This window comes from Streptomyces sp. BBFR25, from assembly GCF_044590125.1.
In the GTDB taxonomy this organism is placed as follows: Bacteria; Actinomycetota; Actinomycetes; order Streptomycetales; family Streptomycetaceae; genus Streptomyces; species Streptomyces canus_D.
The window spans coordinates 7,717,540-7,732,963 of record NZ_CP172447.1 but is presented as its reverse complement, the minus strand read 5'-3'; the positions used below and the strand labels follow the sequence as shown (position 1 = coordinate 7,732,963).

Sequence of the window (15,424 nt, the reverse complement as noted above, 5' to 3'; positions counted from 1 at the left end):
TGGTGGGTGGTGTGCGCCGTGGCCACATGGGTACGTGCGCGGAATACCCACCAGGTCGGCAGTGTTGTGCCGACGGCTTCACCCCCGAAATCAGGAAGAGGGATCACCTCATGACCAGCACCGTGGAACTCACCAAGGAGAACTTCGACCAGACGGTCACGGACAACGAGTTCGTGCTGATCGACTTCTGGGCGGAGTGGTGCGGTCCGTGCAAGCAGTTCGGGCCGGTCTACGAGAAGGCCGCGGAGGCCAACCCGGACCTGGTGTTCGGCAAGGTGGACACCGAGGCGCAGCCGGAGCTGGCGCAGGCCTTCGGTATCCAGTCGATTCCGACGCTGATGATCGTGCGGGACCAGGTGGCCGTGTTCGCTCAGCCGGGCGCGCTGCCGGAGGCGGCCCTCACCGACGTGATCGGTCAGGCCCGGAAACTGGACATGGACGAGGTCCGCAAGGCGGTCGCCGAGCAGCAGGCGCAGGCCGGTCAGAACGGCCAGGAAGGCCAGTAAGGCCAGTAAGGCCCGTAGCGGGCGGTTCGGCCGCCGGTCAGCTCGACTCCCGGTGCACCACCGTGGCGCCCAGCACCTTGTGGCGCTCGGGCGCGGCGCCGGGGTCGTGGACCGCCCGGTCGACCAGTGCGGCCAGGTCGCGGCCGGCGGGCAGCTCCAGGTGGACGGTGCTCAGCCGCGGCCGCAGCAGCCGGCCCAGCATCAGGTCGTCGGCGCCGATCACGGCGGCGTCGCCGGGGATGTCGAGGCCCTCGTCCTGAAGGGCCCGCATCAGCAGCATCGCGTACTCGTCGTTGTACGCGAACACCGCGTCGAGTCCCAGGGGACGCCAGCGCGCCGCGAGGCGGGCGGCGTCCCTTTCGTCGTAGGCGAGGGGCAGCTCGGTGACGGTGGCGTCGGTGCCGGACACGGCCTCGCGGGCGCCCGCGAGGCGAGGCGCCGAGAAGACGTCCAGACCGCGTTCCGCGGGCACCACCACGCCGATGCCGCGGCGGCCGCGGTCGTAGAGGTGGCGGGTCGCGCCGCGGCCGACGCCCTCCTGGTCGGTGAGCAGGGCGTGCGCTCCGTCGACGGCCTCGGGACCGAGGGTGAGGACCGCGCGGGCGCCGGAGCGTTTGAGGATCTCCACGCCCCGCGGGCCTAGGTCGGCGCCGGGGACCAGGACGGCGACCGGGCGCAGCTCGGCCCAGGCGCGGGCGGCCTCGTCGCCGTGCGCGCCGACGGTGCCGTACTGCACCACGGTGTAGTCGAGGCGGCCGAGCGCCCACTGGAGTTCCGTGAGGAAGCGGCTGTAGAGCGGGCCGGCGGGGAAGGACGGCGCCGGCATCAGGACCATGCGGCTGTGTCCGGCGCGCAGGGAGCGGGCCGCGGCGTGCGGGACGTAGCCGAGTTCCCGGGCGGCCTCGCGGACGCGGCGGCGGGTGGGTTCGCTGATCCGTACGGCGTCGGCGTTGTTGAGGACGTAGGAGACGGTCGCGCGCGAGACGCCGGCCAGGCGGGCCACATCGGCGCTCGTGGGCACGGAGCGCGCTGCGGAGGGCTCGGGGGGCGGCGGATTCGGTATCTGCACCATGACGTACGGCATCCTGGCAGAAGCCGGACGCGGGGCGGCGGGCGGGGCAACGTCGTCCGCTCCGGAGGGAGTTCAGGCCGGCGGGGCGGTGTCCGGGGACTCGGTCCCGGGGGCCGGGGCGTCGGTGCGGGTGACCCGTGCGACCAGGTCGAGCCAGCCGGCCCGCACGCGTTCGGCGGGCAGCCCGGACTGTCGGGTGAGGTGGTGGATCAGGGCGGCGTCGAGGTACGCCATGAGGGTGTGCGAGAGGAGTTCGCTGTCGGCGTCCGGCACCGCCTCGCGCAGCAGCAGTGCCACGTGGTGGCGCAGGAAGCGGCGCGGCGGGAAGGTGTGGCGGCGTTCGGCGCTGGGCTCTCCGGCCAGGAGCAGGTCGAGTTCGTCGATGGAGCGGCGCAGCAGCGCGCAGCCGAAGGCCCGCAGCCGCTCGACCGGCGGTGCGCCGGGGCCCAGGGGCGGCGGACCGCTGAGGAGCGCGGCCTGGAACTTGCGCTCGGAGTGGTCGAGCAGCGCCGCGAGCAGTCCGGTGCGGTCGCCGAAGCGGCGGAAGACCGTGCCCTTGCCCACGCACGCCGCGGCGGCCACCGCCTCCATGGTGAGAGCGCCCGCGCCGTGCTCGGCGACCAGCCGTTCGGCGGCCTCCAGGAGCCGGGCGCGGTTGCGCGCGGCGTCGGCCCGCAGGCAGGGCTCGTCCGCGTCGGTCCCGGTGCCGAGTTGCAGCAGCTCGGGCGGACCGGCGTTCTCCGGGGGCGGCGGGAGGTGCGGCGGGGCGGCGGACATGAAGCCAGCGTAAAGCATCGGGAAGAAAACTGGACCGCGGTCCGTTTGAGATGTTAGAAATTAAACGGACCTCGGTCCGGATCGTAACCGCAGTGTTTCGGCCCGCCCGCCATCACCTGTTTCAGCAGTGGGAGTACTCATGTCTGTCCGCATCCTTGCGCTCGTCGGCAGCCTTCGCGCCGGTTCGCACAACCGTCAGCTCGCCGAGGCGGCCGTCAAGTTCGCGCCCGAGGGCGCCGAGGTGCAGCTGTTCGAGGGGCTCGCCGACATCCCCTTCTACAACGAGGACATCGACGTCGAGGGCAGTGTCCCGGCCGCCGCCGCGAAGCTGCGCGAGGCCGCCCAGGGCGCGCAGGCCTTCCTGCTCTTCTCGCCCGAGTACAACGGCACCATCCCGGCCGTCCTGAAGAACGCCATCGACTGGCTGTCCCGCCCCTACGGCGCCGGCGCCTTCACCGGCAAGCCCGTCGCCGTGGTCGGCACCGCCTTCGGCCAGTACGGCGGCGTGTGGGCGCAGGACGAGGCCCGCAAGGCCGTGGGCATCGCCGGCGGCAAGGTGATCGAGGACATCAAGCTGGCCATCCCCGGCTCGGTGACCCGCTTCGCCGAGACCCACCCGGCCGACGACGCCGAGGTCGCCGCCCAGCTGACCGAGGTCGTCGCCCAGCTGCACGGCCACGCGGACGAGGTCCTCGCCGCCTGACCGGCGCACCGTACGGACACGGGACCGGGGCTCCGCCGAGCTCCGGTCCCGCCGTGTGTCAGGCCACCGCCGCCGCGGCCACCGTGCGCAGCTCCTCCAGCGCGGCCGCGACCGCCGCACGGCGGTGACCACCGCTGCGCGTGCAGGTCAGCAGCTTGCGGTGCGGTCGGTCGGCGCAGGGCACGCGGACGATCGGCAGCTCGGGCGTCAGCCGGGCGAGCCGGGGCACCAGCGCGACGCCCAGCCCGTGGGCGACCAGGTGGGCCGTGACGTTCCAGTCCACCGCGAGATGGACCACGTCGGGGGTGAACCCGGCGGCACCGCACGCCGACACCATGTGCGTCCGGCAGGGACTCTGCGGCAGCGGCGCGATCCAGGCCTCGTGAGCCGCGTCCGCGAGGTCGGCCTCCTTCCGCCCGGCCAGCGGATGGTCCGCGGGGACGACCAGGTCGAACGGCTCGTCCAGCAGCGGCCGCTGCTCGAAGCGCGTGTCGGCCGACGGCGGACTGGCCGGGGTCGCCTCCACCACCGCCAGATCGCTCTCCCCCTCGAAGAGCAGGTCGAAGCTCTCCCCCACCTCGACCTCCCGGATCCGCACCGACAGCCGGGGGTGCCGCTCCCGCAGCCGCGCCGCCATCGGGGCCAGCAGGACGGCCACGGCCACCGGGAACCCCGTCACCCGCAGCGGCCCCGCGGGGGACCCCTCCCCCGCCCGCAGATCCAGTTCGGCCTCGTCCCAGCGGGCCTCGATCGCGTCCGCGTGTCCGAGCAGGCTCTCGGCGGCGGGGGTGAGCCGCACCCCGCGCCCCTGCGGCTCCAGCAGGTCGACGCCCAGGTCCCGGGCGAGCTGCCGGATCTGCTGCGAGGCGGCCGAGGGGGTGAAGTGCAGGGCGCGGGCCGCGGCGGTGACGGTGCCGTAGTGGGCGACGGCGCGGAGCACGTGCAGCCTGCGCAGATCAATCATGAAGTACACGCTTCACGGTGGAGTCCGTAAAGTCAACGTGGACGTGAACGGATCCGTGGCCGCACCCTGTCAGTGGCGCCACGGTGGGACCGCGCACCCACACCGGCATCCCTACGTACCACTGACGCACGAGGAGTCGCCATGCCCAGCACGACCGGACTCGTCTGCCCGCACTGCGGGTGGCCCGACGGGGCCGAGCCCTTCCAGGTGCTGTCCGCCCACCCCACCGGCGCGGGCGGCACCCTGTGGACCCGGTGCGCCTGCGGCTCGCTCCAGGCCCGCGTCGTCGACGGCCAGGGCACCCGGGTGGTCTCGCGCGGCAGGCCCACCCCGGCCGGCTGCTGACCCGCTACCAGGGCAGCGGACCCGCCGCGTCGAAGTAGCCCCCGGTGGGTCCGTCCGGGCCCAGCCGGGCCATCCGGACGATGACCTCGGCGCCCTCGGCCACGGTCTGCGTGCCGGTGTTGCCGTTCAGGTCGGTCGCGGTGAAGCCGGGTTCGACGGCGTTGATCCGCGCCCCGGGGAACGCCTTCGCGTACTGCACGGTCAGCGCGTTGACCGCGGTCTTCGACGCCGGATAGGCGAGGCCCGGATAGCCGTACCCGGGACTGTCCGGCGAGGTGAGTCCGGTCAGCGAGGCCAGCCCGCTGCTCACGTTGACCACGACGGGCGCGGCGGAGCGGCGCAGCAGGGGCAGGAAGGCGTGGGTCACCCGCACCAGGCCGAAGACGTTGGTCTCGAAGACGGTCCGCACCAGGTCGGCGGTCGTGTCCTCGGCCCCGGTCACCGCGTTGTGCTCGCCGCGCTGCTCGATGCCGGCGTTGTTGACCAGGACGTCGAGTCCGCCGTCGGCCGCCACGGTCCGCACGGCGGCGGCGACGGAGGCGTCGTCGGTGACGTCCAGGACGAGGGGGCGGGCGCCCAGTTCCCGGGCGGCTCGGCGGCCGCGCTCGGGGTCGCGGGCGGCGGCGTAGACGGTGTGGCCCGCGGCGACGAGGCGGCGGGCCGTCTCGAAACCGAGGCCCTTGTTGGCTCCGGTGATCAGTGTGGTCGTCATGCGGCCAAGCCTGCGGCGCGCCGGTACGGGCAGCCAGGCGTCCGGTCTTCCTGGGACCACGGGTACCAGGAAGACCGGACGCCCGCGGTGTTCACTGGGGAGCATGACGGCTACGGAGTTCGGGCGGGCGCTGCGGCTGCGCAGGGACCGCGTCTCCCCCGAGTCGGCCGGGCTGCCCGCGGGCGGGCACCGGCGGGCGGCGGGGCTGCGGCGCGAGGAGCTGGCCCTGCTGGCCGGTGTCTCCGTCGACTACGTCACCCGCCTCGAACAGGGCCGGGCGGCCCACCCGTCGGCACAGGTCGTCGAGGCCCTCGTACGGGCGCTGCGGCTGCCGGTCCAGGAGCGCGCGCATCTGTTCCGGCTGGCCGGGCTGGTGCCGCCGGGTCCCGAGACGGTTCCGGCGTACATCCCGCCGAGCGTCCACCGGCTGCTCGACCGGCTGGCCGGCACCCCGGTCGCCGTGTACGACGCGGCGTGGACGCTGCTGCTCGCCAACCCGCCCTACGCGGCGCTGATGGGCGACCCGTCCCGGTGGCAAGGCCCGGAGCGCAACGGAGTGTGGCGCAACTTCGTCGGGCCGGGCAGCCGGGCCAGGTACACGCCCGAGGAGCGCCGGGCCTTCGAGGCGGCCCTCGTCGCGGACCTGCGCGCCACCGCCGCCCGCTACCCCGCCGACGACGGGCTGGCCCGGCTGGTCGCCCGGCTGCGTGCCCGCAGCGAGCGGTTCGACGAACTGTGGCGGGCGGACGCGGTGGGTCGGCACGAGGCGGCCCGCAAGGTGGTCGACCATCCGCGGGTGGGGCCCCTCACCCTGGACTGCGACGTGCTCGGTGTGGCGGGCAGCGATCTTCGGATCATGGTCTACACGGCCGAGCCTGACACCGCCGACGCGGAGCGGCTCGCACTGCTCACCGTCCTGGGCACCCAGGAACTGGTGGAGTAGCCCGGCGGCCCGAAGGCGGGCCTCACGCCCGCTCCCGCCGCCTGGTGACCCACAGGCTGCTGGCCGTGGTGACCGCGAGGACCAGCACGATGAACCCGAGCGAGAACGGGATGCCGATCTCGGGGACGTGGACGCCGGACTCGTGCAGGGCGTGCAGCACCAGCTTGACGCCGATGAAGCCGAGGATGACGGACAGGCCGTAGGAGAGGTGGACGAGCTTCTTCAGCAGGCCGCCGATGAGGAAGTACAGCTGGCGCAGGCCCATCAGGGCGAACGCGTTGGCGGTGAACACGATGTACGGGTCCTGGGTCAGCCCGTAGATGGCGGGGATGGAGTCCAGGGCGAACAGGATGTCGGTGAACCCGATCGCGAGCATCACGACCAGCATCGGGGTCATGACCCGCTTGCCGTTCTCCTCGATCCACAGCTTGGTGCCGTGGTAGCGGTCGGCGACGCCGAAGCGGCGCTCGATCGACTTCAGCAGCTTGTTCTCCTCGTACTCCTGCTCGTGCTCCCCCTTGCGGGCGTCCTGGACGAGCTTCCAGGCGGTCCAGATCAGGAAGGCGCCGAAGAGGTAGAACACCCAGGAGAAGGCGGAGATGATCGCCGCGCCCGCCGCGATGAACGCGGCGCGCAGCACCAGGGCCACCAGGACGCCGACCATGAGCACCCGCTGCTGGTACCGCGAGGGAACCGCGAACTTCGCCATGATCAGCACGAAGACGAAGAGGTTGTCGACGCTGAGCGACTTCTCGGTGATGTACCCGGCGAAGAACTCGCCACCGGGCCCGCCCCCTCCGATCACCAGCAGTCCCACGCCGAACAGGCAGGCCAGGGCCACCCAGACGGCCGTCCAGATCCCGGCCTCCCGGAGGGACACGTCGTGCGGCTTGCGCCCGATGAAGAAGTCGGCGGCGACGAGGACGCACAGGCCCGCGACGGTCAGCAGCCAGACGCTGAGGGAGACGTTCACCGGTGCTCCTCGTGCGGGACGGGTCGTACGGGTGGTTCTTGGTGGTTCTTGGTCAGGGTGTTTCCGGGATGCGGCGCAGGCAACCCGGCACCGTGCGCGGCCCCACGCACCGAGACCGGCGCGCACCGGCCGATTCCGACGTGACGGGAGCCCCCGGATGAACCTTCGGCCCTCGCATCCGCACCCCACCCGCCGCGGCCCGCGCATCGCCGTGCTGGGTTCCTACGGCGGCTTCAACATCGGCGACGAGGCGATCCTGACCTGCGTGCTCAGCTGTCTGCGCGCCCGGCGGCCGGACGCGCACCTCGTCGTCCTGAGCCGGAACGCGGAGCACACCCGCGCCCACCACCCCGACGCCGACGAGGTGGTGCCCTGGGAGGGCGTCAGCCGCAACCACGTCCTCGACGTGCTGCCCGGCCTGGACCTCCTCGTCCTGGGCGGCGGCGGCATCCTCTACGACGGTCAGGCGCGGCGCTACCTGCGGCTGGTGCGCGCCGCGCAGACCCGGCAGGTGCCCACCTTCGCCTACGCCGTCGGCGCCGGGCCGCTGACCGACGCGGAGGACCGGGACGCGGTGCGCACGGTGCTGGCGGAGATGGACGACGTCGTGGTGCGGGACGAGGAGTCGCGGCTGGTGCTGGAGGAGGTCGGCCTGGAGCGGGAGGTGGCGGTCACCGCCGACCCGGCGCTGCTGCTGGCCCCGGAGCCGTTCACCGAGGCGATGATGCGCGACGAGGGCATCCCGTCCGGCGCCCGGCTGGTGGGGATGTCCGTGCGCGAGCCGGGGCGGGCCGCCGAGAAGCTCGACGAGGGCGACTACCACGCGCTGCTCGCCGACGTCGCGGACTTCCTGGTCCGCCGGCTCGACGCGCGCGTGGTGTTCCTGCCGATGGAACGGCACGACGTACGGCACGCGCACGCCGTGCTGTCCCACATGACGGCCCCGGACCAGGGCCGCATCCTGCACGGCGACTACAGCCCGGGGCAGGTGCTGGGCTTCATGCGCCACCTCGACGTGGCCGTGGGCATGCGGCTGCACTTCGTGATCTTCGCCGCGCTCACCGGCGTACCGGTGCTGCCGCTGCCGTACTCCGGCAAGGTCTTCGACTTCGCGCGCCGGCTGGGCGCCCCGGCGCTGGTGGGGGTGGCCCGGGAGCAGGCCGGGCTGCTGCTGGCGGAGGTGGACCGGCTCTGGGACGAGTATCCGCAGCGCCGGGACGACCTGAGCACCCGGATGGGCGAGCTGTGCGCGTCGGCGCGGGAGACCGGCGAGCGGTGCGGGTCCCTGCTCGACGAGATCGGTGCCGCACGCGGGTCGGGCGGCGCCCCGGCCCCTGACGAGGGGCCGAGCGGTGACGGGCCGTACCGCGCCGAGCCGCGGCCGCTGCACGCCTGACCCGGAGGTGAGCGATGCCGATCCTGGAAGAGCCCCACGACCCCCGCACCGTCACCCTGCCGCCCCGGCCCGCCCGGCACGGGGGCCGCTGCGACGTCCTGGTGGTGGGCGGCGGCCCCGCCGGGTTCGCGGCCGCGGTCGGCGCGGCCGACACCGGGGCCGACACCGTCCTGGTGGAGCGGTACGGCTTCCTCGGCGGCAACGCGACGGTGGCGCTGGTGATGCCGCTGATGTCGTTCCACAACGAGCACAAGCAGGCCGCGTTCACCGAGGCCGGGGACACCTCGCGGCTGCTGCCCACCGACCACGGCGAGGGCGAGCCGGTGGTCGCGGGCGTCCTGTGGCAGCTGCTCGACCGGCTCATGGGCCGCGGCGGCTGTCTGCCGCCCTCCCCGAAGACCGGGTACACAGTCCCCTTCGATCCGGAGCTGTTCAAGCTCTCCCTGCTCGAGATGATGGACGAGTCGGGGGTGCGGATGCTGTTCCACTCCTTCGCCTCCGGCGCGCTGCCGCTGGAGGACGGCTCGGGCTGGCGGGTGGTGTTCGAGACCAAGTCGGGACCGGTGGTGATCGACGCCGGGGTGGTCGTGGACGCCACGGGCGACGGCGACGTGGCGACGGCCTGCGGGGCACCGTACGAGATCGGGCGGCCGGAGGACGGTCTCGTGCAGCCGATGACGCTGATGTTCCGCGTCGCCGACTTCGCCCGGCCGGACTTCGCCGCGTACGTGCGCGAGCACCCCGACCAGTGGCGGGGTGTGCACGGGCTGTGGGAGCTGATCGAGGAGGCCAGGGCGGGCGGCGAACTGCGGCTGCCGCGCGAGGACATCCTCTTCTTCGCGACCCCGCACCCGCGCGAGGTCGCCGTCAACAGCACCCGGGTGAACCGGGTCCTCGGCACCAGCGTCTGGGACCTCACCCGCGCCGAGTACACGGCCCGGCACCAACTGGCGCAGATCGACCGCTTCCTGCGCACCCGCGTACCCGGGTTCGAGGAGTCGTACGTGGTGCAGAGCGGCACGCACATCGGGGTGCGGGAGAGCCGGCGGGTGCTCGGCGACTACCAGCTGACCGGTCACGACATCCTGGCGGCGCGCACCTTCCCGGACGTGGTCGCGCACGGCGCCTATCCGGTCGACATCCACAACCCGCGCGGCTCCGGCACCGTCCTGAAAAGGGTGCCGCGGGGCAGCTTCTACGACATCCCGCTGCGCTGTCTGCTGCCCCGGGGCACCGACCGGCTGCTGGTGGCGGGCCGCTGCATCTCCGGGACGCACGTGGCGCACTCGTCGTACCGGGTGATGCCCATCGCCATGGCGACCGGGCACGCGGCCGGAGTGTGCGCGGCGCTGACCGTCCGGCACGGGCGCGGACCGCGCGGGCTGCCATACCGGCTGGTCCAGCGGGAGCTGCTGCGGCAGGGTGCCCGGCTGCGGACGGAGCGGCCCGACTGACGCTCCGGGCCCGGGTCCCCGGTCAACTCGCCCAGTCGAGCAGGCGTTCCCGGTGCTCGGGGGCGCGCAGGTGGGCGAGGGACTCCTTCTCCAGCTGGCGTACGCGTTCGCGGGTGAGGCCCACGTGCTCGGCGACCTGTTGCAGGGTGCGGGGGCGGCCGTCGTGCAGTCCGTAGCGCAGGCTGAGGATCAGGGACTCACGGGGGGCGAGGGTGCCGACGGCCTCCCGCAGTTCCGCCGCGAACGCCTGGAACTCGGCGACCTCCGGGGCCCGCAGCACCTCGGTGTCGGGGATGAGGTCGCCGACGACGGTGTCGCCGGTCTCGTCGACGGGGGTGTCCAGGCTGACCGCGTCCCGTCCGACCCGGCGCAGCCAGACGACCTTGTCCACGTCGATGCCGCTCTCGGCGGCGACCTCCTCGGTGGTCGGCTCGCGGTCGAGGCCCGCGCGGAGCTTGCGTTCCACCTTGGCGAGCTTCTGCAACTGCTCCACGACGTGGACCGGCAGCCGTACGGTGCGGGCGTGGGTGGCCAGGCCCCGTTCGATGGCCTGGCGGATCCACCAGGTGGCGTACGTGGAGAACTTGAAGCCCTTGGTGTGGTCGAACTTCTCCACGGCCCGGATCAGTCCGAGGTTGCCCTCCTGGATGACGTCGAGGACGGGCAGCCCGCGGTGGGCGTGGCGCTTGGCCATCGACACCACGAGCCGCAGATTGGCCCGCACCATGTGGTCCTTGGCCGCCTGGCCGTCGTGGACGGTCTCCTCCAGCGCGCGGCGGCGCCCGGGCGTGGGGGCGGGCTCGCCGGTGTCGGCGGCCTCCAGTTCCTCCCTGGCCCGGACGCCCGCCTCGATGCGGGTGGCGAGCCGTACCTCGTCCTCGGCGGTCAGCAGGGGGGTGGCGCCGATCTGGGTCAGGTACTGGCCGAGCAGGTCGGGTTCCTCGTCGGGTTCGGGGATCCGGGTGCGCAGCCGTGCGGTGCGGGTGGTGGCGCGGCGGTCCTCCCGGGTGCGTGCCGCGGGTGTGCGTGCCTTGGGCGCCATGTCGTTCCCTCCGTCCCCCTCGTCGGGTTTCGGGTCTTCTCGGGTCTCTTCGGCCTCGGGCATCAGCGCGGCAGGGCCGTGCCGCGTTCGCTCCGCAGCCGGCGGACCACCACGAGCAGGTCGGCCGCCGCCAGCAGGGCGAACGCCGCGCACACGACGGCGAGGACCACGAGGGTGCCGCGGCCCGGACTGTCACCGGAGGCGGTGTCGGCCGCCCACACGTCGAAGAACGCGGCTCCCGCGAGGAACAGCGGCAGGAAGAGCGCCGACAGCGACAGCCGCAGCCGTAGCGCGCTCCGCGCCTGGACCGGTTCGCTCATGCCGTTTCCTCCCCGGTGCCGGGGTGTCAGTGGCCGGGTGCGGCCCGGCTGATGTCCGCGAGCGCGGAGTGCGGGTCGTCGGTGACGGCGAGGTCGCCGAGGGTGACCACGCCGACCGGGACGCCGCCGTGCTCGACGACCGGGAGCCTGCGTACGGCGTGGCGGCGCATCAGCTCGGCGGCGCGGTCGGTGGTGTCGTCGGGCCCGAGGGTGACGACGGGCGGGGGTGTGCACACCGCGCCGACCGTGGTGGCGTCGGGGTCACGCCCGTCGGCGACGCCGCGGAGCACGATGTCGCGGTCGGTGAGGACGCCGAACAGGTCGCGGTCGTAGGTCACCAGGACGTCGCCGACGTCCTCCTCGCGCATCAGCCGGGCCGCCCGCGCCACGCTCGTCATGGGCTCCACGGCCACCGCGGCCGGTGACATCACGTCTCGGATTCGCCGTGTCATGTCGCGCCTCCCGGGGTGTCGGTACGGGATTGCCCGCGGGCCGCGCAGCCCGCACCCGGGCCGTTGAACCGTGCCGCGGCTGAACCGTGCCGCGGCGGGCGGCTCAGCCCAGGTCGATCAGTGCCAGTCCGATGTCGGGGCGGTGGGTCTTGGCCAGCTCGGTCGGGCTGTCCCGGACGACGACCTCCAACGTCGGCCAGACCCGGCCGGACAGCAGGTGGCCGCCGCGGGTGGAGCCGTCGGACAGGCCCAGTACGGCGTGCAGGTGCGGGGTGGGTCCGTCGTCGGCGACGGCGATGTCCCCGAGGAGGGACAGCACCTCGCACTGCTCCTGGACCGGGATGTGCCGGTAGCCCTTGGCCTGCCGGTCGAACCAGCCGACGACCGCCTCGGAGAAGGCACCCACGGCGGTCACCTGGGAGGCACCCAGCGACCGGTCACGGGCGAAGGCGGTCAGTTCGGCGACCGCGTCCTCCCCCGCGTCGAGCACCACCACGTACACCGCGGACGGACCCTCCTGCACCTGCTGCCACTTCATGCCCCGGCGGGTACCCGGCACGGGCCCGGGCAACCCCGGTCGGCGTCCCGCCGTCCGGACGGCGGGACGTGGCCCGGGCGCGACGCCGTCAGGCGTCCAGGGCCCGGCGGATCGCGTCGAGCCAGCCGTCGACCGGTCCGAAGGTGAGCAGTCCGCTGCCCGCGCCCGCGAGTTCACCGGACGCGGGCAGCAGCCGGTCGTGGGTCCGCCGCAGGGCCGGGCGGTCGCCGAGTGCGAGGGCGAGCGCGGCCTCGGCGCAGCACAGGGCCTCGTAGAGCAGGTCGGGCGGCGGTTCGGGCAGGGCCCGCAGGGCGTTGCGGGCCTCGGTGTCGCGGCCCGCGGCCAGCAGGGCGAAGGGCTCGGCCCAGGGCCGGTACGGCCCCCAGTCCGCGCCCGGGTCCACCTGCGCGGGCCGCCCGTGGGCCAGGCGCAGGCCGAGCAGGGCGAGCGGCAGCAGCCCGCGTTCCAGACCCGGCATCCCCGCGCCGTCGAGCAGCCCCGCGGCCGACCGGTAGGCGGCCTCGGCGCGGTCGTGGGAGTCGGCGGAGGGGCCGACCGCGGCGGCCTGGCGCAGGGCCAGGTACCAGGCGGTGAAGACGGCGACGAGGGGACGTTCGTGCCGTTCGGCGAGGCGGTCCACGGCGCTCGCGTGTGCGTCGGCGGCGGTGAGGTCGGCGAGGGCCGAGCGGGCCTGGAGCCGGACCAGGTGGCCGAGGATCTCGTAGTTGACCAGGCCGTGCCGGGTGCCGAGGGCGACGAGTTCGGCGCCGATCGCGTCGCGGCGGGGGGCCAGCCCGGCGCGGGTGCAGGACTGCATGAAGACGCCGTTGAGGGCGAACGCCAGCAGCGCGGGGTCGTCCAGGCGGCGGGCGATCCGCTCGGCCTCGGCGGCCGCACGGGGCCCGCGCGGGGAGCGCACGCCCCGCGACTCCAGCGCGACGGTGGCCAGCAGGCGGCAGCGTGCCGCGTCGGTGGCGGGGCCCTCCGGCAGGGCGCCCAGAGTGCGTTCGGCGGCGTCGACGAGGCGCCGGGCCAGTTCGGGGTCGTCGCTGCGGGTCCAGTTGGCGGGGACGTCGTAGGCGCCGATCACCCGGGCGGTCAGTTCCGCGTCGCCCGTCTCCTCCGCCGCCTGGACCGCCGTCATCCGGTGCTCCCGGGCGGCCTCCAGGCCACCGCCACCGGTGACCGCGAGGCTCCGCAGCAGGCCCACGGTGGATTCCAGGCGGGCCCGGGAACCGGCCGCGACCGTGCGGTCGTACGCCTCGGTCGCCCGGGTCCACAGCCGGGCCGCCGCGTCCGCCGGTTCGCCGGGCGGGTCCAGGTCCGGGTCCTGGGCGAGGATCCCGGCCTCCAGGCGGCGCAGCCGCGGGCCGGGGTCGATGCCCAGCCGCCCGGCCAGCAGGGCGCGGGCCCGGCGCAGCACGGCGAGGGCGTCCGCCTGCCGCCCGGTCCGGTACAGGGCGAGCGCGAGCAGACGCCAGGACTCCTCGCGCCAGGGGTGCTCGGTGAGGTGCGCGTCCAGGTCGGGGACCGCCTCGGCGGCGCGGCCGAGCTCCACCAGCAGCTCCGCGCGGCGTTCGACGGCGCGCAGCCGCAGCTCGGTGAGCCGGGAGCGTTCGCCGCGGGCCCAGTCCTCCGTGCCGAACTCGGCGTAGGCGGGCCCCCGCCACTCCCCCAGGGCCTCCCGCAGCCGGTCGGGGGCCCGAGCGGCCGGCATCCGGTCCGCCTCGGCGACGGCGGCCTCGAAGCGCCACGCGTCCACGGTGCCGGGCGCCGCGCGCAGGGCGTATCCCGGGCCCTCGGTGACGAGCAGCCGGGCGGGGGCGCGCGGCGGGCGGTCGGGTTCCAGGGCGCGGCGCAGGTCCCCGACGAAGGTGCGCACCGCGCCCACGGCACGCGGCGGCGGCGTGTCCCACAGGTCCTCGACCAGCCGGGCGACCGGGACGACCCGCCGCCGGGCCAGGATCAGCCGGGCGAGCACGGCCCGGTGCCGGGGGCCCTTGAGGGCGAGCACGTGGGGGCCGCGCCAGGCGGTGACCGCTCCGAGCACACCGAACGTGACCGCTTCCATGTTCCGTGTTCCGTCCGCTCCGTTCCGCCACCGCGCGTGCGGTCACCACGGTACGCGTGCGGGCCGGTCCCCGGCCGGTTGCTGATCGGTTGCTGATTCGCGCGCGGCAGCCTCGAAGGCGTCACCAGGACGTGTGACACGAGCAGACGGACACAAGCGGGAACTGAGAGGCACTGACCATCATGACCACCACGGAACCGGCCATCCCCGGCTTCACCCACGAACGCGTGACGGTCGCCGACGGCGTCGGCCTGCACGTGGCCGTCGGCGGCACCGGCAGCCCCGTCGTGCTGTTGCACGGCTTTCCCCAGACCCACCTGATGTGGCGGCACGTCGCCGCCGACCTGGCGGCCGAGCACACGGTCATCTGCCCCGACCTGCGGGGCTACGGTGCCAGCGACAAGCCCGCCGACCCGGACGGCACCGCGTACGCCAAGCGGGCCATGGCCGCCGACGTGGTCGCCCTGGCCCGGGAGCTGGGGCACGAGCGGTTCGCGCTGGCCGGTCACGACCGGGGCGCGCTGGTCGCGGTGCGCGCCGGGCTCGACCATCCCGACGCGGTGACGCACCTGGCCGCGCTGGACGTGCTGCCGACGCTGGACATGTGGGACGTCCTGCACGGCACGACGGCGGCGGTGGGGTTCCACCTGTATCTGATGGCGCAGCCGCCGGGGCTGCCGGAGGAGCTGATCGGCGCCGCGCCGGACGCGTTCTTCGGTCACTTCCTCGACGTCTGGACCCGGGACCCGGACGCCCTGCCCGCCGATGTCCGCGCCGCCTATCTGAAGGCGTCCCGCGAGGCGGTGCCCTCCATCGTGGCCGACTACCGGGCCTCGGCCGGTATCGACGTCGAGCACGACCGGGCGGACCTGGAGCACGGCAACCGGCTGCGGATGCCGGTGACCGTGCTCCAGCAGGACTGGGGCGCCGCTCTCGGGTACGACGCCGCCGCGCTGTGGCGGGCGTGGGCCCCGGACCTGCGGCACGAGACCGTCGGCTGCGGGCACTTCATGGCGGAGGAGGCGCCGGGCGCGGTCGCCGGGGCGCTGCGCGACCTGCTGGCCCGGTAGGGCACACGCGGGGGCGTCCGAGTGACGTCCGGGGGAGATCCGCACAACGATCGGTTGTACGTACCGCTCGGCCGGTTGTTTGATCC

General features: G+C 74.3%; 17 protein-coding genes. 7 read left to right on the top strand and 10 right to left on the bottom strand.

Annotated features, from left to right (window positions below):
* Window positions 1-110: 110 nt before the first annotated feature.
* The gene (gene trxA / locus ACGH52_RS34570) at window positions 111-506 is read left to right on the top strand and encodes a thioredoxin (RefSeq protein ID WP_076972904.1); all 396 of its coding nucleotides are present in this window, start codon (window positions 111-113) and stop codon (window positions 504-506) included.
* Between the two features lie 37 nt (window positions 507-543).
* On the opposite strand, the gene ACGH52_RS34565 is transcribed toward trxA, so the two are convergent.
* Together ACGH52_RS34565 and ACGH52_RS34560 are read right to left on the bottom strand one after the other, a co-directional pair.
* Entirely contained in the window at window positions 544-1,578 is a 1,035-nt protein-coding gene (locus ACGH52_RS34565) for a LacI family DNA-binding transcriptional regulator (RefSeq protein WP_076972905.1), read from the bottom strand.
* A gap of 72 nt (window positions 1,579-1,650) precedes the next feature.
* Entirely contained in the window at window positions 1,651-2,355 is a 705-nt protein-coding gene (locus ACGH52_RS34560; protein WP_210977065.1) for a TetR/AcrR family transcriptional regulator, read from the bottom strand.
* Window positions 2,356-2,494: 139 nt separating this feature from the next.
* Here ACGH52_RS34560 and ACGH52_RS34555 point away from each other — a divergent pair, with 139 nt between their 5' ends.
* Window positions 2,495-3,058, top strand: a complete 564-nt coding sequence (locus ACGH52_RS34555; RefSeq protein WP_076972907.1) for an NAD(P)H-dependent oxidoreductase — start codon at window positions 2,495-2,497, stop codon at window positions 3,056-3,058.
* 58 nt (window positions 3,059-3,116) lie between these two features.
* Here ACGH52_RS34555 and ACGH52_RS34550 read toward each other — a convergent pair whose 3' ends face one another.
* A complete protein-coding gene (locus ACGH52_RS34550; protein ID WP_076972954.1) occupies window positions 3,117-4,022 on the bottom strand; it encodes a LysR family transcriptional regulator in 906 nt (301 codons plus the stop codon).
* 141 nt (window positions 4,023-4,163) lie between these two features.
* Here ACGH52_RS34550 and ACGH52_RS34545 point away from each other — a divergent pair, with 141 nt between their 5' ends.
* Window positions 4,164-4,367 carry a hypothetical protein gene (locus tag ACGH52_RS34545; protein WP_076972908.1) on the top strand — a complete coding sequence of 68 codons (204 nt, stop codon included), beginning with the start codon at window positions 4,164-4,166 and terminating at the stop codon, window positions 4,365-4,367.
* 4 nt (window positions 4,368-4,371) lie between these two features.
* On the opposite strand, the gene ACGH52_RS34540 is transcribed toward ACGH52_RS34545, so the two are convergent.
* Entirely contained in the window at window positions 4,372-5,079 is a 708-nt protein-coding gene (locus tag ACGH52_RS34540; RefSeq protein WP_076972909.1) for an SDR family NAD(P)-dependent oxidoreductase, read from the bottom strand.
* A gap of 103 nt (window positions 5,080-5,182) precedes the next feature.
* On the opposite strand from ACGH52_RS34540, the gene ACGH52_RS34535 reads away from it, so the two are divergent.
* Entirely contained in the window at window positions 5,183-6,022 is an 840-nt protein-coding gene (locus tag ACGH52_RS34535; RefSeq protein WP_210977062.1) for a helix-turn-helix transcriptional regulator, read from the top strand.
* A 22-nt stretch (window positions 6,023-6,044) separates the two neighbouring features.
* On the opposite strand, the gene ACGH52_RS34530 is transcribed toward ACGH52_RS34535, so the two are convergent.
* Window positions 6,045-6,995: a TerC family protein gene (locus ACGH52_RS34530; RefSeq protein WP_076972911.1), complete on the bottom strand. Its 951-nt coding sequence runs from the start codon at window positions 6,993-6,995 to the stop codon at window positions 6,045-6,047.
* Between the two features lie 157 nt (window positions 6,996-7,152).
* Here ACGH52_RS34530 and ACGH52_RS34525 point away from each other — a divergent pair, with 157 nt between their 5' ends.
* Both ACGH52_RS34525 and ACGH52_RS34520 read left to right on the top strand, forming a co-directional pair.
* Window positions 7,153-8,391, top strand: coding sequence for a polysaccharide pyruvyl transferase family protein (locus ACGH52_RS34525; protein WP_399945164.1), 1,239 nt, complete (start codon window positions 7,153-7,155; stop codon window positions 8,389-8,391).
* A 14-nt stretch (window positions 8,392-8,405) separates the two neighbouring features.
* A complete protein-coding gene (locus ACGH52_RS34520; RefSeq protein WP_399945161.1) occupies window positions 8,406-9,845 on the top strand; it encodes an FAD-dependent oxidoreductase in 1,440 nt (479 codons plus the stop codon).
* 22 nt (window positions 9,846-9,867) lie between these two features.
* On the opposite strand, the gene ACGH52_RS34515 is transcribed toward ACGH52_RS34520, so the two are convergent.
* From ACGH52_RS34515 to ACGH52_RS34495, 5 genes are all read right to left on the bottom strand, one after another.
* Entirely contained in the window at window positions 9,868-10,887 is a 1,020-nt protein-coding gene (locus ACGH52_RS34515; protein WP_399945158.1) for an RNA polymerase sigma factor RpoD/SigA, read from the bottom strand.
* Window positions 10,888-10,949: 62 nt separating this feature from the next.
* Window positions 10,950-11,207, bottom strand: coding sequence for a DUF6343 family protein (locus ACGH52_RS34510; RefSeq protein ID WP_399945155.1), 258 nt, complete (start codon window positions 11,205-11,207; stop codon window positions 10,950-10,952).
* 26 nt (window positions 11,208-11,233) lie between these two features.
* Window positions 11,234-11,659 carry a CBS domain-containing protein gene (locus ACGH52_RS34505; RefSeq protein ID WP_059296961.1) on the bottom strand — a complete coding sequence of 142 codons (426 nt, stop codon included), beginning with the start codon at window positions 11,657-11,659 and terminating at the stop codon, window positions 11,234-11,236.
* Between the two features lie 103 nt (window positions 11,660-11,762).
* The gene (locus tag ACGH52_RS34500; protein WP_121703702.1) at window positions 11,763-12,197 is read right to left on the bottom strand and encodes a PPC domain-containing DNA-binding protein; all 435 of its coding nucleotides are present in this window, start codon (window positions 12,195-12,197) and stop codon (window positions 11,763-11,765) included.
* A gap of 88 nt (window positions 12,198-12,285) precedes the next feature.
* Entirely contained in the window at window positions 12,286-14,268 is a 1,983-nt protein-coding gene (locus ACGH52_RS34495; RefSeq protein WP_399945151.1) for a BTAD domain-containing putative transcriptional regulator, read from the bottom strand.
* Window positions 14,269-14,450: 182 nt separating this feature from the next.
* Between ACGH52_RS34495 and ACGH52_RS34490 the strand changes: the two genes are divergently transcribed.
* Complete coding sequence (locus tag ACGH52_RS34490; protein WP_210977058.1) at window positions 14,451-15,338, top strand: alpha/beta fold hydrolase; 888 nt, start codon at window positions 14,451-14,453, stop codon at window positions 15,336-15,338.
* The last annotated feature ends 86 nt before the right edge of the window (window positions 15,339-15,424 follow it).

Excerpts from the sequence above, each read along its gene's own strand:
- ACGH52_RS34490 (WP_210977058.1), top strand. The coding sequence starts at position 14,451 with ATGACCACCACGGAACCGGCCATCCCCGGCTTCACCCACGAACGCGTG.
- ACGH52_RS34520 (WP_399945161.1), top strand. The coding sequence starts at position 8,406 with ATGCCGATCCTGGAAGAGCCCCACGACCCCCGCACCGTCACCCTGCCG.
- ACGH52_RS34510 (WP_399945155.1), bottom strand. The coding sequence starts at position 11,207 with ATGAGCGAACCGGTCCAGGCGCGGAGCGCGCTACGGCTGCGGCTGTCG.
- ACGH52_RS34545 (WP_076972908.1), top strand. The coding sequence starts at position 4,164 with ATGCCCAGCACGACCGGACTCGTCTGCCCGCACTGCGGGTGGCCCGAC.
- ACGH52_RS34550 (WP_076972954.1), bottom strand. The coding sequence starts at position 4,022 with ATGATTGATCTGCGCAGGCTGCACGTGCTCCGCGCCGTCGCCCACTAC.
- ACGH52_RS34540 (WP_076972909.1), bottom strand. The coding sequence starts at position 5,079 with ATGACGACCACACTGATCACCGGAGCCAACAAGGGCCTCGGTTTCGAG.
- ACGH52_RS34565 (WP_076972905.1), bottom strand. The coding sequence starts at position 1,578 with ATGGTGCAGATACCGAATCCGCCGCCCCCCGAGCCCTCCGCAGCGCGC.
- ACGH52_RS34495 (WP_399945151.1), bottom strand. The coding sequence starts at position 14,268 with ATGGAAGCGGTCACGTTCGGTGTGCTCGGAGCGGTCACCGCCTGGCGC.
- ACGH52_RS34535 (WP_210977062.1), top strand. The coding sequence starts at position 5,183 with ATGACGGCTACGGAGTTCGGGCGGGCGCTGCGGCTGCGCAGGGACCGC.
- ACGH52_RS34560 (WP_210977065.1), bottom strand. The coding sequence starts at position 2,355 with ATGTCCGCCGCCCCGCCGCACCTCCCGCCGCCCCCGGAGAACGCCGGT.
- ACGH52_RS34505 (WP_059296961.1), bottom strand. The coding sequence starts at position 11,659 with ATGACACGGCGAATCCGAGACGTGATGTCACCGGCCGCGGTGGCCGTG.
- ACGH52_RS34515 (WP_399945158.1), bottom strand. The coding sequence starts at position 10,887 with ATGGCGCCCAAGGCACGCACACCCGCGGCACGCACCCGGGAGGACCGC.
- ACGH52_RS34525 (WP_399945164.1), top strand. The coding sequence starts at position 7,153 with ATGAACCTTCGGCCCTCGCATCCGCACCCCACCCGCCGCGGCCCGCGC.
- ACGH52_RS34555 (WP_076972907.1), top strand. The coding sequence starts at position 2,495 with ATGTCTGTCCGCATCCTTGCGCTCGTCGGCAGCCTTCGCGCCGGTTCG.
- trxA (WP_076972904.1), top strand. The coding sequence starts at position 111 with ATGACCAGCACCGTGGAACTCACCAAGGAGAACTTCGACCAGACGGTC.
- ACGH52_RS34500 (WP_121703702.1), bottom strand. The coding sequence starts at position 12,197 with ATGAAGTGGCAGCAGGTGCAGGAGGGTCCGTCCGCGGTGTACGTGGTG.